Genomic DNA, 13,420 nt, shown 5'->3' with positions numbered 1-13,420 from the left:
TCTGTGAGTTTTCCTGACAGGTTGTGGCGATCTTATCGGTTTTCAGCCTGGAACGTCAGGGGTAGAGTGGTCGTCATTGTCTTTTGACCCGAATTCACCTGGAGCGACTCATGACCCAGACTTCGAACACCTCTGATCTGCGTAACGGCCCGGACGATAACGGCCTGTTCGGCTCGTTCGGTGGCCGCTACGTGGCGGAAACCCTGATGCCGTTGATCCTCGATCTGGCCCGCGAATACGAAGCGGCCAAGGAAGATCCGGCATTCAAAGAAGAATTGGCCTACTTCCAGCGTGATTACGTCGGCCGTCCGAGTCCGCTGTATTTCGCTGAACGTCTGACCGAGTTCTGCGGCGGCGCCAAGATCTACCTCAAGCGCGAAGAGCTGAACCACACCGGCGCGCACAAGATTAACAACTGCATCGGCCAGATCCTGCTGGCGCGGCGGATGGGCAAGAAACGCATCATCGCCGAGACCGGCGCTGGCATGCACGGCGTGGCCACCGCCACCGTCGCTGCGCGTTTCGGTCTGGATTGCGTGATCTACATGGGCACCACTGACATCGAACGTCAGCAGGCCAACGTCTTTCGCATGAAGCTGCTGGGCGCTGAAGTGATTCCAGTGGTCGCCGGCACCGGCACCCTGAAAGACGCGATGAACGAAGCCCTGCGTGACTGGGTAACCAACGTCGACAACACCTTCTACCTGATCGGCACCGTGGCCGGCCCGCATCCTTACCCGGCGATGGTTCGCGACTTCCAGGCCGTGATCGGCAAGGAAACCCGTGATCAGTTGCAGGCTCAGGAAGGCCGTCTGCCGGACAGTCTGGTGGCGTGCATCGGTGGCGGTTCCAACGCGATGGGCCTGTTTCACCCGTTCCTCGATGACAAGAGCGTTGAGATCATCGGCGTTGAAGCCGCCGGTTACGGCATCGAAACCGGCAAGCACGCGGCGAGCCTGAATGGTGGCGTTCCGGGTGTGTTGCACGGTAACCGCACCTTCCTGCTGCAGGACGACGATGGCCAGATCATCGACGCTCACTCAATCTCCGCTGGCCTCGATTACCCCGGCATTGGTCCTGAGCACGCGTGGTTGCATGACATCGGCCGCGTTCAGTACACCTCGGTAACCGACGACGAAGCCCTCGACGCGTTCCACAAATGCTGCCGCCTCGAAGGGATCATTCCTGCCCTGGAAAGCGCCCACGCCTTGGCTGAAGTGTTCAAACGCGCACCGAAGCTGCCGAAGGATCACCTGATGGTGGTCAACCTGTCGGGCCGTGGCGACAAAGACATGCAGACCGTCATGCACCATATGGAAAACTCTCAACAAGAGCCATCCAAGCAGGAGAAACACTGATGAGCCGCCTGCAAAGCCGTTTTGCCGACCTCAAAGAACAGAACCGCGCCGCGCTGGTGACCTTCGTCACTGCCGGTGATCCGGACTACGACACTTCGCTGGCGATCCTCAAAGGCTTGCCGGGTGCTGGCGCCGATGTGATCGAGCTGGGCATGCCGTTTACCGACCCGATGGCCGACGGCCCGGCGATTCAACTGGCGAACATCCGTGCCTTGGGCGCCAAGCAGAACCTGGTGAAAACCCTGCAAATGGTTCGCGAGTTCCGCGAAGGCAACAGCGATACGCCGCTGGTACTGATGGGCTACTTCAATCCGATCCACATGTATGGCGTTGAACGCTTCATCGCTGACGCGAAAGAGGCCGGCGTCGATGGCCTGATCGTGGTCGACATGCCGCCTGAGCACAACGCCGAGCTGTGCGACCCGGCGCAGGCTGCCGGTCTGGACTTTATCCGCCTGACCACGCCGACCACCGACGATGCGCGTTTGCCGAAAGTACTCAATGGCAGTTCCGGTTTCGTTTACTACGTGTCGGTCGCCGGTGTGACCGGTGCTGGCGCCGCAACGCTGGAGCATGTCGAAGAGGCGGTGACTCGTCTGCGCCGTCATACCGATCTGCCAATCAGCATCGGTTTCGGCATCCGTACGCCGGAGCAAGCAGCGTCCATCGCGCGTCTGGCTGATGGTGTAGTGGTGGGCTCGGCGTTGATCGATCATATCGCCAATGCGACCACGCCTGCTCAAGCCGTCGACGGCGTATTGGGCTTGTGCTCGGTACTGTCGGAAGGCGTGCGTAAGGCCCGCGTCAGCTGAAGGTAAAGTTCCTGATACAGAGGAATTAGCGCCTCGCGGCACAGACTAAATGAGCAAGACCGAGGGCTTCAGAACATCGTTCTGAAGCCCTTTTTGTTGTTTGTGCCGTGAGGAAATACCCGATGAAAATGCCGAAACGTCTGATGGCCGGACTGGGCGTGCTGTTGATCAGTGCGACTCCGCTGCTGGCCAGCGCTGATCCGCGCGACGATCACGACCACGGCGGCCCACAGCAGGGCCAGCACGATAACCGCGGCGACAATCACGGTGACGACCACCGTGGCCCACAGAATGATCACCGTGGTGGTCCGCCACCGCGCGACTTTGGTCCGGTGCGTCAGACCATTCGTGACAATCATGGCTACTTTGTACGCGGTGCGCCGCCGCCTCCGGGGATTCATCTGGAGCGTGGCCGGCCGTTGCCGCATGGGTATTACGGTGAACGTCTGGACGGTCGCGCGTTGGGTCGTTTGCCGGTGTATCCGGGTTATGAATGGCGTCGGGCGGGGGGCGACATTGTGCTGATCGCGGTGGGCACCGGGATCGTCTACGAAATTCTCGATGGCGTTTTGTATTGATCCGCAGGCAATAAAAAAGACCACAGCCAATGGCTGCGGTCTTTTTTTCAGGGCAGCTCCAGTCCGCCGGAGGCCTTGTGCAGTTTGCGCAGATGCGCGCCAATCTGCTTCACGTTCTCTTCGCTGGCCGCAATTTCGGCGGCCCGCTTCGGCTCCAGCAACTTGCGTACTTCGGCGTCGAGATCACCCGACAGTGCCAGCAGCTTCTTCTGCCGCTGACTGCTCTCCGCTTCCAGTCGAGTGAACTCGGTCGGCTGTGGCAATCCGTAACCCTTGGCGTCGAGCAATTCCGCCGGACGGCTGAGGAACCCGCTATTGGCGAGGATTTCCTGCAAGGTCGCGTTGGCCTTGTCCATGCCGCCGTTTTCCAGCTCTCGCGCGCCGAGGTAACGCTGCTTGACCTCGTCTTGTGCCAGCAGCAATTGGCGGCGATAACTCGCCTGCTCCAGCAACAACAACGCGGCGCTGGTGCGCAAGTCGGCGCGCTCAAACCACTCACGGCGTTCTTCGGCTGTCAGTGAAAGCCATTCTTCGACGGTGTTCTGCTTGATCGGCAATTGCTTCTTCAGCACATCGAACATCGCCTGATAGCGATCGCGGAACGAGTCGAAGCGATAGCCCAGACGCAAGGCTTCTTTCGGATCATCCAGCACACTGGTGTCCGCCAGACCACGGCCCTTCATCACTTCCAGCAAACCGTTGGGCATGATGCTGTCCAGACCCACGAACTGGTTGTTGTTACTGCCGCTGCGCAACAGTTTCAAACCTTCCACTGCACAGTTGTTGGAGAGGAAGAAGTAGTTGCCGTCATAGCTCCAGTGCATCTCGGCCGCATGCTCGACCACGCCTTCGATCTCGTCCCGTGACAGGTTCAACGGCACGGAAGCGAGGCTGCGCAGTTCGGTCTTGGTGTATTCGTCGATGACCTGCGCGAGCGGCAACACGAACAGCCGCGACGGGTATTTGCCGACCAGTCCGTCCCAGCTCGACAGCTGCACATCGCCGACGAAGGCGCGGTAGGACAACACCAGATGCTGGTCCAGATCGAGTCGGCAATCCGGCCCGCGCGGACGGCCCGGTGCGCAGATCACCAGACGCAACATGCTGTGGCCCCAACGGCTGACCCAGTTCTGATTGGCCTCGGCCAGCAGATAGTCGACGGCATACACCCGCTCGGGATCGACCTGCCCCAAGGGTTGCTTGGCGAAGTCGTTGCCGGCATTGAGGAACGAGAAAGTTTTGCTGCAGGCGTCTTTGGCCGGCGGCGCCCAGCCGAAGTGCTCCTGGTAATAGCGATACAGCGCCGGGCGACGGCAGGCATAGCTCGGATCGAGGAGGAAGTACTCCATGTTGACCGCGACGAACTCCTTCGGGCTGGAGATTTCGTACAGGTCCGGGCTGCGCGCGATCTGCCGGTTGTGTTGTTCGCGTTCACCACGACGACCGACGTATTGCTGCCAACCGGCGAGGTCGAGCAGGCGCGGATCATCGCTGAGGGTGAAGCGACGGCCGTTCTGGCCACGGCATTCATCGGGGATGCCGATCAGCCCGGCGCTGTTGAACCGTCGAGTGCAACGCTGGATCAGCGTGCGCTCGGCACTCGGCCACAGGCGCGCGCGATCATAAATGTGGGTGATTTCATGCAGCACCGTGGCGAGCAGTTCCTGACGCACAGTGCCGTGGGGGCGATTGGTTTTTTCTTTGGCTGCGCTGCCGTCAGTCAGGCTGGCCAGCAGTTTGCGATTCAGATCGAGTTCGGCCACCAGCGTGGCCTGGCCATAGGCGTTGCTCGGCATGTCGTCGGTCCAGCCGACATCTATGCGCCGATCCAGCCGCTCGATAAAGCTCGGCGGCAACTTTTGCATTGCCTCATCGATCAGCGCCTGGCTGGCCTGTTGTTGGGCGGGGCTCAGACCGTCGGTCTTGAGCCGCAGTTGCAGGCCGGCGTGGGCGTTGTTGCCAAGCAGCAACAACGCCCCGGCCAGCAGCCAGGTGCCGAGTGACTTCACAGTGCGAGGATGGCTTCGGCGAGAACCTGATCACTGGCGTCGCGCGCTTCCGGCACACGGGTGCGCAGGGTATTGAGCGCGGCTTCCAGATGCGCGCCACGGATATCACCGTTAGTGGCAACGAAACTGGCAGCGTCGTCGTGGGCTTCGCGGATGATTTTCGAATCGCGAATCGACGTGGTGGTGTCGGAGGTGAAATCGATGGTGCGCTGGGAGGCACGAACGATGATGTTACTGGTGGCTACCAGGGTGTGCGCCTGGGCCACGTCGGCCAACAAAAACAGGCCAAGGGCGGCAGCAATCAGCGGGCTACGCATGGAACGACTCCGGAAGGGCAAGGATAACTGGGGTACAGGATAACTATTGGACGAGAATTGCTTCTGCCAGTTCAAGGTCGCTGACATGAAGTTTCGGCCGGGTTTTGCGCAGGTAATGCAGCGCGGATTCCAGACGAGCACCTCGCCATTCACCGTCACTGGCAACGAACGCGGCCGCGTCATCGTGAGCGGCGAGAAGCAGTTTACGGTCGAACGGTGCGGAAGACACCATGCTGGTGGCGTAACCACTGACGACGGTGCCTTGGGTCGACGCGTTGAAAGCATCAAAGGCATTAACCGGCGCCGTCCAGCAGGCGGTGAACAATACGGAGGGAATCAGTAGATTTGGAAGAAAGCGCATCGGACTCGGTAATTTTTGGTGAGCCCAAAGGCTAGCGCAATGCCCGGGCCAGAGCCAGCGCCGAAACATCGGGACACGACCGACGTGTCCCGATGGGTACCTGGCGCTTAGATCGTCAGGATGGCCTGCGCCAGTTGTGCGTCAGTGGCTTGCAACTGTGGCGCCTGGTGACGGATGTGATCCAGTGCGCTTTCCAGTTTCACCCCACGGATTTCACCTTCGCTGGCCACGAAGCTGGCAGCGTCGTCACGGGCGGCGAGGACGATTTTGTCGTCACGGAACGACGAAGTGACGTCGGAGGTGGCGTCGGAAGAGGATTTCAGAGCGCCGACAACGGCGTCGGTGGTCACGATGAAGCTGGTGGCGCTGGCGTTGGCAGCCACGGCCAGCAGGGCGGCGGCACTGAGCAGGCGAAGACGGGACATGGTGTAACTCCTTTGGATAAACCGTAGAGAGAGGTGGCTCGGTATCTGAGGAGTCAGACGCCAGTGACACAGCATTCGCCACGTTCTGCGTGGATATTAGGCGCAGAACCCGATACCTAACCAGCATCCAGACGAAAAACTGTAGGAGCTGCCGAAGGCTGCGATCTTTTGCTTTGGATTTTCAAGATCAAAAGATCGCAGCCTTCGGCAGCTCCTACAATTGTAATGTTCTTATTTATAATTATGTGAACTGTACTGGTATGGCTTTTTTAGAGCCAAAAACGATAAAACCCGTCGCGGTTTCCCACGACGGGTTTTGTTTGTTCAATTCGGGTTGCTGGCGGTGGGTCTAACGACCAGAGCCAGCGACGCTACTTAGCGCCAGAACGGCTTGCTCAGCTCTTCGTAGCGTTGTGCTTCGCTGATACCGGCGTCAGCCAGCAGACGCGAATCCAGACGAGCCAGTTGGTGGCGGCTGGAGATGCGGCGCTGCCACAACATCAGGTTGGCGATAACGCGCAGAGGCAGGGAAGCCTGGGTGTTTACAGCTTTGTCTTCGAAAAACAGTTCGGAACTGAGTGTACGTTCCATGGTTGACATCCTTCCGCTTGTGGCGGGATCAGGTAGTGGTTTGACTGGTGCCCATGATCCTCTCGTTTGCCTAGTCTCTCTAGATACAGTTCAACTGTATTGTGAGTGACCAGTTAACTGTTTATAGGGGGTGTACGGGTCAAAATTGAGCAAACTGTACTTGTCCGCACTCAAGTGGTGCATTTTTGCTCGATTCACTCGGAAAAGTAGGCAAAGGCTGTAGGAAACGACCGGTACAGCAGTACAGTTTTTGTCAGGTGGGGAGGCTTGAGAAAGTTCGCCGACGCTAACTGTATTGCGTCGGCGGTTTATCTGTGTGAATCAGACAGCGAGCATGCGCCCGGTTTCTTCCAGATTCATGTGCCAGCTCAGGGCTTCACGCAGGATGTGCGGGGTGTGGCCACCAATTGCACAGGCCTTCGTGAAGTAATCATTCAGTGCCTGACGGAAGTCCGGGTGAACACAGTTATCGATGATCACCCGCGCACGCTCCCGGGGCGCCAGGCCGCGAAGGTCCGCCAAGCCCACCTCGGTCACCAGAATGTCGACATCATGCTCGGTATGATCAACGTGGCTGACCATCGGCACCACGCTGGAAATCGCGCCGCCCTTGGCAATCGACTTGGTCACGAACACCGCCAGATGCGCATTACGCGCGAAGTCGCCGGAGCCGCCGATGCCATTCATCATCCGCGTGCCACAGACGTGCGTGGAGTTGACGTTGCCGTAGATGTCGAACTCCAGCGCCGTGTTGATGCCGATGATGCCCAGGCGCCGCACCACCTCCGGGTGGTTGGAGATCTCCTGCGGACGCAGTACCAGTTTGTCCTTGTACTTCTCCAGATTGCCGAATACGTCGCTGTTGCGGCGCTCCGACAAAGTAATCGAGCTGCCCGACGCAAAGCTCAGCTTGCCGGCGTCGATCAGGTCGAAGGTCGAATCCTGCAGCACTTCGGAGTACATGGTCAGGTCTTCAAACGGCGAATCGATCAGGCCACACATCACCGCGTTGGCAATGTTGCCGATCCCCGCCTGCAACGGGCCGAGCTTGTTGGTCATGCGCCCGGCGTCGACTTCCTGCTTGAAGAAGGTAATCAGGTGATCGGCGATGGCGTTGGTGTCGACGTCTGGCGACGACACGGTGGACGGCGAATCGGCCTGTTGGGTGATGACGATGGCGACGATCTTCTCCGGCGGAATCGGAATCGCCGTGCTACCGATGCGGTCGTCGACTTTCACCAGCGGGATCGGCGTGCGCGTCGGGCGGTAGGTCGGGATATAGATGTCGTGCAGACCTTCGAGGTTGGCGTTGTGCGCCAGGTTGATCTCGACGATCACCTGTTTGGCGAAAATCGCAAAGCTCGCCGAGTTGCCCACCGAAGTGGTCGGCACGATGTGGCCTTGCTCGGTAATGGCCACGGCTTCGATGACCGCGATGTCTGGCAGCTTCAGCTGCTGGTTGCGCAGTTGCTCGACGGTTTCCGACAGATGCTGGTCGATGAACATGACTTGGCCGGCGTTGATGGCTTTGCGCAAGGTGCTGTCGACCTGGAATGGCATGCGTCGCGACAGCACGCCGGCTTCGGTCAGTTGCTTGTCGAGGTCGTTGCCCAGGCTGGCGCCGGTCATCAGGCTGATCTTCAGCGGCGTGACCTTGGCGCGCTCGGCCAGTGCGTGAGGAACAGCCTTGGCTTCGCCGGCGCGAGTGAAGCCGCTCATGCCGACGGTCATGCCGTCCTCAATCAGAGCAGCAGCGTCGGCGGCGCTCATCACTTTATCCAACAACGAAGGCAGGCGAATACGGTCACGGTACATGGATTATTATCTCGGGCAACGAGTAGCAGGATGCGCAGTCTAGTGAATTTGACGGGCGCCTGTCCCGCTACCAAGGTCGCAAACGAGGCGTCTATTTAGCGGTTTTCAAGTAAAACACCGTTACTGGATCTGCAACAACGTGGCAAATTGTCCGACGTTTTGCGCAAACAAAAACGCCCCGACGAGTCGGGGCGTTCGCTATTGCAGCGGGGGTATTACTCGACCGCTTTGACCATGTCTTCGATGACTTTCTTCGCGTCGCCGAAGACCATCATGGTCTTGTCCAGGTAGAACAGCTCGTTGTCCAGACCGGCATAGCCGCTGGCCATCGAGCGTTTGTTAACGATGATGGTTTTGGCCTTGAACGCTTCGAGAATCGGCATGCCGGCAATCGGCGATTTCGGATCGTTCTTCGCGGCCGGGTTGACCACGTCGTTCGCGCCGAGCACCAACACCACGTCGGCCTGGCCGAACTCGGAGTTGATGTCTTCCATCTCGAACACCTGATCGTAAGGCACTTCGGCCTCGGCGAGCAGAACGTTCATGTGCCCCGGCATACGGCCGGCAACCGGGTGGATCGCATACTTCACGGTCACGCCACGGTGGGTCAGCTTCTCGGTCAATTCCTTCAGCGCGTGCTGTGCACGTGCAACCGCCAAGCCGTAGCCCGGGACGATGATCACGGTGTCGGCGTTGGTCAGCAGGAAGGTTGCGTCGTCAGCCGAACCGGATTTCACCGGACGTGCTTCTTTCGCACCGGCAGGACCTGCATCGGCCGTATTGCCGAAACCACCGAGCAGTACATTAAAGAAGGAACGGTTCATCGCCTTGCACATGATGTACGAGAGGATCGCGCCGCTCGAGCCCACCAAGGAACCGGCAATGATCAGCATCGAATTGTTCAGCGAGAATCCGATACCTGCCGCCGCCCAGCCCGAATAGCTGTTGAGCATCGACACCACCACCGGCATGTCGGCACCGCCAATCGGGATGATGATCAGCACGCCCATCACGAACGCCAGCGCCAGCATCAGCGCGAACGCCGTGAGGTTGCCGGTGAACATGAAGGTCAGACCGAGCGCCAGCGTTGCCAGGCCCAGCACCGCGTTGAGCTTGTGCTGACCGGTGAACTGTACCGGTGCGCCCTGGAACAGGCGGAACTTGTACTTGCCCGAGAGCTTGCCGAACGCAATCACCGAACCGGAGAAGGTGATCGCACCGATGGCAGCGCCGAGGAACAGCTCCAGACGGTTGCCCGCCGGAATCGAGTCGCCCAGCTGTTTAACAATGCCCAGCGACTGCGGCTCAACAACTGCGGCGATCGCGATGAACACCGCTGCCAGGCCGATCATGCTGTGCATGAAGGCGACCAGTTCCGGCATCTTGGTCATTTCAACGCGCTTGGCCATGATCGAACCGGCAGTGCCGCCGACCAGCAGGCCAACGATCACATAACCGATACCGGCAGTTGCCAGCTCAGCGCCCAACTTATAGATGAGGCCGACGGTAGTCAGGATGGCCAAGGCCATGCCGAGCATGCCGAACAGGTTGCCGCGCCGCGATGTCGTGGGGTGCGACAGGCCTTTGAGGGCCTGGATAAAACAGATCGACGCGATCAGGTAGAGCGTCGTGACGAGATTCATGCTCATTACTTCGGCGCCTCTTCTTTTACTTTCGGGGCTTTCTTCTTGAACATCTCAAGCATGCGGCGGGTGACCAGGAAGCCACCAAACACGTTGACCGCCGCCAGTGCCACGGCGAGGGTGCCCATGGTTTTGCCCAGCGGCGTAACGGTCAGCGCGGCCGCGAGCATAGCGCCGACGATCACGATCGCCGAGATGGCGTTGGTCACCGCCATCAACGGCGTGTGCAGCGCAGGTGTAACGTTCCAGACCACGTGGTAACCGACATAAATCGCCAGCACGAAGATGATCAGGTTGTAGATACCGGGGGAGATAAGGTCTTCCATCGTCTGAATCCCTGCTTAGGCGTTTTTGCGGATGACTTGGCCGTCGCGGCACATCAGGCACGCGGCGACGATGTCGTCTTCGAGGTTGACGTCGAACTGGCCTTCTTTAGTGAAGACCAGCTTGAGGAAGTCCAGCAGGTTGCGTGCGTACAGCGCCGAAGCGTCTGCAGCGACTTCACCAGCCAGATTGGTCGGGCCACAAATGGTCACGCCATTCTCGACGACGACTTGATCAGCCACGGTCAGCGGGCAGTTGCCACCCTGCGCGGCGGCGAGGTCGATGACCACCGAGCCCGGTTTCATCTGCGCTACAGTCTCCGCGCTCAACAGCGTCGGCGCCTTGCGGCCCGGAATCAGCGCGGTGGTGATGACGATATCAGCCTGCTTGGCGCGCTCGTGCACAGCCTGCGCCTGACGCTGCATCCAGCTCGCCGGCATTGGCCGCGCGTAACCGCCGACACCGACGGCGCATTCGCGCTCTTCATCGGTTTCGTAAGGCACGTCGACGAACTTCGCACCGAGGGATTCGATCTGCTCTTTTACCGCCGGACGCACGTCGGACGCTTCGATCACCGCACCCAGACGTTTCGCCGTGGCGATCGCCTGCAACCCGGCCACACCAGCGCCGAGAATCAGCACACGCGCCGCTTTCACGGTACCCGCAGCGGTCATCAGCATCGGCATGAAGCGTGGGTAGTGGTGAGCAGCCAGCAACACAGCCTTATAGCCGGCGATGTTCGCCTGCGACGACAACACATCGAGACTCTGCGCGCGCGAGGTGCGCGGCGCCGCTTCGAGGGCGAACGCGGTAATCCCGCACTCGGCCATCTTCGCGATGGTTTCGTTGTTGAACGGGTTGAGCATGCCCACCAGCACCGTGCCGCGCTTGATCAGCGTCAGTTCGGCATCGCTGGGGGCGACCACTTTGAGAATCAGCTCGGCGCCAAACGCGTCATTGGCACTGCCAATGGTTGCGCCTGCCGCTTCATAGGCACTGTCGACCACACTGGCTTTTACGCCGGCGCCGGTTTGCACAGTGACCTTATGACCTTGGCTGATCAGCTTTTTAATGGTTTCCGGGGTTGCAGCAACCCGTGTTTCACCGGTCTGGGTTTCGAGAGGAACACCAATGTGCACGTCAAATCTCCTGCGTGATCTTATTGAGTAAACCCATGCACTACGGATGGTGCGACTGGGGCGGCCGATCAGCACGATCCCGCCAAATCAGGGCGGGGCGCGGCATTTTGCAGGCGAACTTTATGCCCTTCAAGGGATTATGACGGGTGACGGAAAATTAACTACAAGTCATGCCGTGACCGAATGTCGCAGATGGCCAGATGAATCCCTTGCAGGCCGTGCCTTGCAAGGATTCTGGCCGATTATGGAAAAATTTCTCATCGGTGACGTGAATAGGTACTAATGCGTCGCTGATGAAGGCTCAAAGCCACGTCGTCAGGCGCTTGTGGGACGTCTGTACGACTTTCGGATACAGTCTGTGCAATTGCGACAAATACTTATATCTGTAGGGCTTTTGATTTCCTGACTACGGGGTTAGTTATCGCTGTGAGCCTTTACCCTTCAAGGCTGTAGCTCTGTGCCTGGGTTACCAGCCAGTCACGAAATGCCTTCAATGACGCTGATTCGACCTTTCGTTCGGGAATCATCAGGTAATAGGCCTTGATGCTCGAGAGTGCCTGGGAGTTGGCAATCACCAAGCGCTTCTCGGCCAGTTCACGCTGGATCAGGAACGGTGGAATCAGCGCAATGCCCATGTCGTGCATGGCGGCCTGGGCGAGCATGGAGAATAGCTCGTAGCGTGGACCTGTCATGTCGCGGGGGATATTCAGGTGTTGTGAGTTGAACCATTGGCGCCAGGCATAAGGGCGGGTGGTCTGCTGCAACAAAGGTAGCTCGGCGATTGCCTCGGCTGTCAGATGTGTCTTGTCACCGAGTAGGGCCGGGCTGCACACCGGCATCGGATTCTCACCCATCAGTCTGTGGGATTCGGTGCCCGACCAGTCGGCATCGCCGAAGTAGATCGCTGCATCGAACTCGGTATCGGCAAACAGGAAGGGGCGAGTGCGGTTGGTCAGGTTGACGGTGACTTCCGGGTGTTTGAGCTGGAAATCCTTGAGTCGCGGTAGCAGCCATTGCGTGCCAAAGGTCGGCACCACCGCCAGTTCGATCACGTTGGTGCCTTGCTGGCCCATTACTGAGAGGGTGTCGCGCTCGACCGCATCAAGTTGCGTGGCGACGCGGCGGCTGTAGGAAAGTCCTGCTTCGGTCAGTTTCACTCCGCGTCGCGAGCGTCGGAACAGTTCCACGCTGAGGAACTCCTCTAGGCTGGCGATCTGTCGGCAAATGGCGCCTTGGGTGAGGGAAAGTTCTTCAGCGGCGCGGGTAAAGCTCTCGTGACGCGCGGCGGCCTCGAAACTGATCAGTGCTGTGGTGCTGGGGATCTTCCTGCGCATGTACATCAACCTCACTAATGCGCCGCAGAAAAGGCATTTCGCGACGTTTCGGAGTGAGAAATTAGCACAACAGAATGCGAAATCCTCGTTTGCCGCGACGGCGAACCGCGCCTAGGATCAATGCCACGTTAATTCACCCGATTTGCGAGGACACATCATGGGCGGTAAAGCTAGCTTCAACTGGATCGATCCCCTGCTGCTGGATCAACAGCTCTCCGAAGAAGAGCGCATGATCCGCGACACCGCCGAGCAGTTCGCTCAACAGAGCCTCGCACCGCGTGTTCTCGAAGCTTTCCGTCATGAGAAGACTGACCCGGCGATCTTCCGCGAGATGGGCGAAGTCGGCCTGTTGGGCGCGACCATCCCTGAGCAGTACGGCGGCAGCGGTCTGAACTATGTCAGCTACGGTCTGATTGCCCGTGAAGTCGAGCGTGTCGACTCCGGCTACCGCTCGATGATGAGCGTGCAGTCTTCCTTGGTCATGGTGCCGATCAACGAATTCGGCACTGAAGCACAGAAGCAGAAATACCTGCCGAAGCTGGCTTCCGGCGAGTGGATCGGCTGCTTCGGCCTGACCGAGCCAAACCACGGTTCCGATCCGGGCGCGATGATTACCCGTGCACGTAAAGTCGACGGTGGCTACAGCCTGACCGGCGCGAAGATGTGGATCACCAACAGCCCGATCGCCGATGTGTTCGTGGTCTGGGCCAAAGA

The 13,420-nt window shown here is 59.3% G+C and carries 14 protein-coding genes (1 of these 14 cut by a window edge); 4 read left to right on the top strand and 10 right to left on the bottom strand.

What is annotated here, in order from left to right; genetic code table 11:
• Positions 1 to 110: 110 nt before the first annotated feature.
• The 3 genes from trpB to KBP52_RS17920 all read left to right on the top strand — a co-directional run bounded on the left by trpB (position 111) and on the right by KBP52_RS17920 (position 2,748).
• Positions 111 to 1,358 (top strand): tryptophan synthase subunit beta, encoded by a 1,248-nt coding sequence (gene trpB / locus KBP52_RS17930; protein ID WP_077575227.1) that lies wholly within the window; start codon positions 111 to 113, stop codon positions 1,356 to 1,358.
• Complete coding sequence (trpA, locus tag KBP52_RS17925; protein ID WP_212620670.1) at positions 1,358 to 2,170, top strand: tryptophan synthase subunit alpha; 813 nt, start codon at positions 1,358 to 1,360, stop codon at positions 2,168 to 2,170. The genes trpB and trpA overlap by 1 nt, the downstream gene beginning before the upstream one ends.
• A gap of 122 nt (positions 2,171 to 2,292) precedes the next feature.
• Entirely contained in the window at positions 2,293 to 2,748 is a 456-nt protein-coding gene (locus KBP52_RS17920) for an anti-virulence regulator CigR family protein (protein WP_212620669.1), read from the top strand.
• A 47-nt stretch (positions 2,749 to 2,795) separates the two neighbouring features.
• On the opposite strand, the gene KBP52_RS17915 is transcribed toward KBP52_RS17920, so the two are convergent.
• The 10 genes from KBP52_RS17915 to KBP52_RS17870 all read right to left on the bottom strand — a co-directional run bounded on the left by KBP52_RS17915 (position 2,796) and on the right by KBP52_RS17870 (position 12,706).
• Positions 2,796 to 4,757: a DUF4105 domain-containing protein gene (locus KBP52_RS17915; protein ID WP_212620668.1), complete on the bottom strand. Its 1,962-nt coding sequence runs from the start codon at positions 4,755 to 4,757 to the stop codon at positions 2,796 to 2,798.
• The gene (locus KBP52_RS17910; RefSeq protein ID WP_007911662.1) at positions 4,754 to 5,074 is read right to left on the bottom strand and encodes a DUF2388 domain-containing protein; all 321 of its coding nucleotides are present in this window, start codon (positions 5,072 to 5,074) and stop codon (positions 4,754 to 4,756) included. The genes KBP52_RS17915 and KBP52_RS17910 overlap by 4 nt, the downstream gene beginning before the upstream one ends.
• 43 nt (positions 5,075 to 5,117) lie before the next feature.
• The gene (locus KBP52_RS17905; RefSeq protein ID WP_077575231.1) at positions 5,118 to 5,435 is read right to left on the bottom strand and encodes a DUF2388 domain-containing protein; all 318 of its coding nucleotides are present in this window, start codon (positions 5,433 to 5,435) and stop codon (positions 5,118 to 5,120) included.
• A gap of 107 nt (positions 5,436 to 5,542) precedes the next feature.
• The gene (locus KBP52_RS17900) at positions 5,543 to 5,860 is read right to left on the bottom strand and encodes a DUF2388 domain-containing protein (protein ID WP_007911658.1); all 318 of its coding nucleotides are present in this window, start codon (positions 5,858 to 5,860) and stop codon (positions 5,543 to 5,545) included.
• A gap of 375 nt (positions 5,861 to 6,235) precedes the next feature.
• Positions 6,236 to 6,451 (bottom strand): DUF1127 domain-containing protein, encoded by a 216-nt coding sequence (locus KBP52_RS17895; RefSeq protein ID WP_007911656.1) that lies wholly within the window; start codon positions 6,449 to 6,451, stop codon positions 6,236 to 6,238.
• 321 nt (positions 6,452 to 6,772) lie between these two features.
• Positions 6,773 to 8,266: an acetyl-CoA hydrolase/transferase family protein gene (locus KBP52_RS17890; RefSeq protein WP_123593397.1), complete on the bottom strand. Its 1,494-nt coding sequence runs from the start codon at positions 8,264 to 8,266 to the stop codon at positions 6,773 to 6,775.
• Between the two features lie 215 nt (positions 8,267 to 8,481).
• Positions 8,482 to 9,915 carry an NAD(P)(+) transhydrogenase (Re/Si-specific) subunit beta gene (locus tag KBP52_RS17885; RefSeq protein WP_008081130.1) on the bottom strand — a complete coding sequence of 478 codons (1,434 nt, stop codon included), beginning with the start codon at positions 9,913 to 9,915 and terminating at the stop codon, positions 8,482 to 8,484.
• Positions 9,915 to 10,235, bottom strand: coding sequence for an NAD(P) transhydrogenase subunit alpha (locus KBP52_RS17880; protein ID WP_212620667.1), 321 nt, complete (start codon positions 10,233 to 10,235; stop codon positions 9,915 to 9,917). Before KBP52_RS17880 ends, KBP52_RS17885 begins: the two co-directional genes overlap by 1 nt.
• A 15-nt stretch (positions 10,236 to 10,250) precedes the next feature.
• Positions 10,251 to 11,372, bottom strand: a complete 1,122-nt coding sequence (locus tag KBP52_RS17875; protein ID WP_007911649.1) for a Re/Si-specific NAD(P)(+) transhydrogenase subunit alpha — start codon at positions 11,370 to 11,372, stop codon at positions 10,251 to 10,253.
• Between the two features lie 434 nt (positions 11,373 to 11,806).
• Positions 11,807 to 12,706 (bottom strand): LysR family transcriptional regulator, encoded by a 900-nt coding sequence (locus tag KBP52_RS17870; RefSeq protein WP_137219445.1) that lies wholly within the window; start codon positions 12,704 to 12,706, stop codon positions 11,807 to 11,809.
• A gap of 157 nt (positions 12,707 to 12,863) precedes the next feature.
• Here KBP52_RS17870 and KBP52_RS17865 point away from each other — a divergent pair, with 157 nt between their 5' ends.
• A protein-coding gene (locus tag KBP52_RS17865) for an acyl-CoA dehydrogenase (RefSeq protein ID WP_212620666.1) crosses the window boundary here: on the top strand, positions 12,864 to 13,420 show its start. Its footprint extends 625 nt past the window's final position; the window shows 557 of its 1,182 coding nt (coding positions 1-557); it begins with the start codon at positions 12,864 to 12,866; its stop codon lies beyond the right edge, outside the window.

It is taken from the genome of Pseudomonas sp. SCA2728.1_7, from assembly GCF_018138145.1.
GTDB lineage: Bacteria > Pseudomonadota > Gammaproteobacteria > Pseudomonadales > Pseudomonadaceae > Aquipseudomonas > Aquipseudomonas koreensis_A.
The sequence above is the reverse complement of the archived record's forward strand: the minus strand, read 5'-3'. Positions and strand labels throughout refer to the sequence as shown.

Bases quoted from the DNA above. Each gene is read 5' to 3' on its own strand.
- trpA (WP_212620670.1), top strand. From the start codon at position 1,358: ATGAGCCGCCTGCAAAGCCGTTTTGCCGACCTCAAAGAACAGAACCGC.
- KBP52_RS17880 (WP_212620667.1), bottom strand. From the start codon at position 10,235: ATGGAAGACCTTATCTCCCCCGGTATCTACAACCTGATCATCTTCGTG.
- KBP52_RS17885 (WP_008081130.1), bottom strand. From the start codon at position 9,915: ATGAGCATGAATCTCGTCACGACGCTCTACCTGATCGCGTCGATCTGT.
- KBP52_RS17890 (WP_123593397.1), bottom strand. From the start codon at position 8,266: ATGTACCGTGACCGTATTCGCCTGCCTTCGTTGTTGGATAAAGTGATG.
- trpB (WP_077575227.1), top strand. From the start codon at position 111: ATGACCCAGACTTCGAACACCTCTGATCTGCGTAACGGCCCGGACGAT.
- KBP52_RS17900 (WP_007911658.1), bottom strand. From the start codon at position 5,860: ATGTCCCGTCTTCGCCTGCTCAGTGCCGCCGCCCTGCTGGCCGTGGCT.
- KBP52_RS17870 (WP_137219445.1), bottom strand. From the start codon at position 12,706: ATGCGCAGGAAGATCCCCAGCACCACAGCACTGATCAGTTTCGAGGCC.
- KBP52_RS17905 (WP_077575231.1), bottom strand. From the start codon at position 5,435: ATGCGCTTTCTTCCAAATCTACTGATTCCCTCCGTATTGTTCACCGCC.
- KBP52_RS17920 (WP_212620669.1), top strand. From the start codon at position 2,293: ATGAAAATGCCGAAACGTCTGATGGCCGGACTGGGCGTGCTGTTGATC.
- KBP52_RS17910 (WP_007911662.1), bottom strand. From the start codon at position 5,074: ATGCGTAGCCCGCTGATTGCTGCCGCCCTTGGCCTGTTTTTGTTGGCC.
- KBP52_RS17895 (WP_007911656.1), bottom strand. From the start codon at position 6,451: ATGGAACGTACACTCAGTTCCGAACTGTTTTTCGAAGACAAAGCTGTA.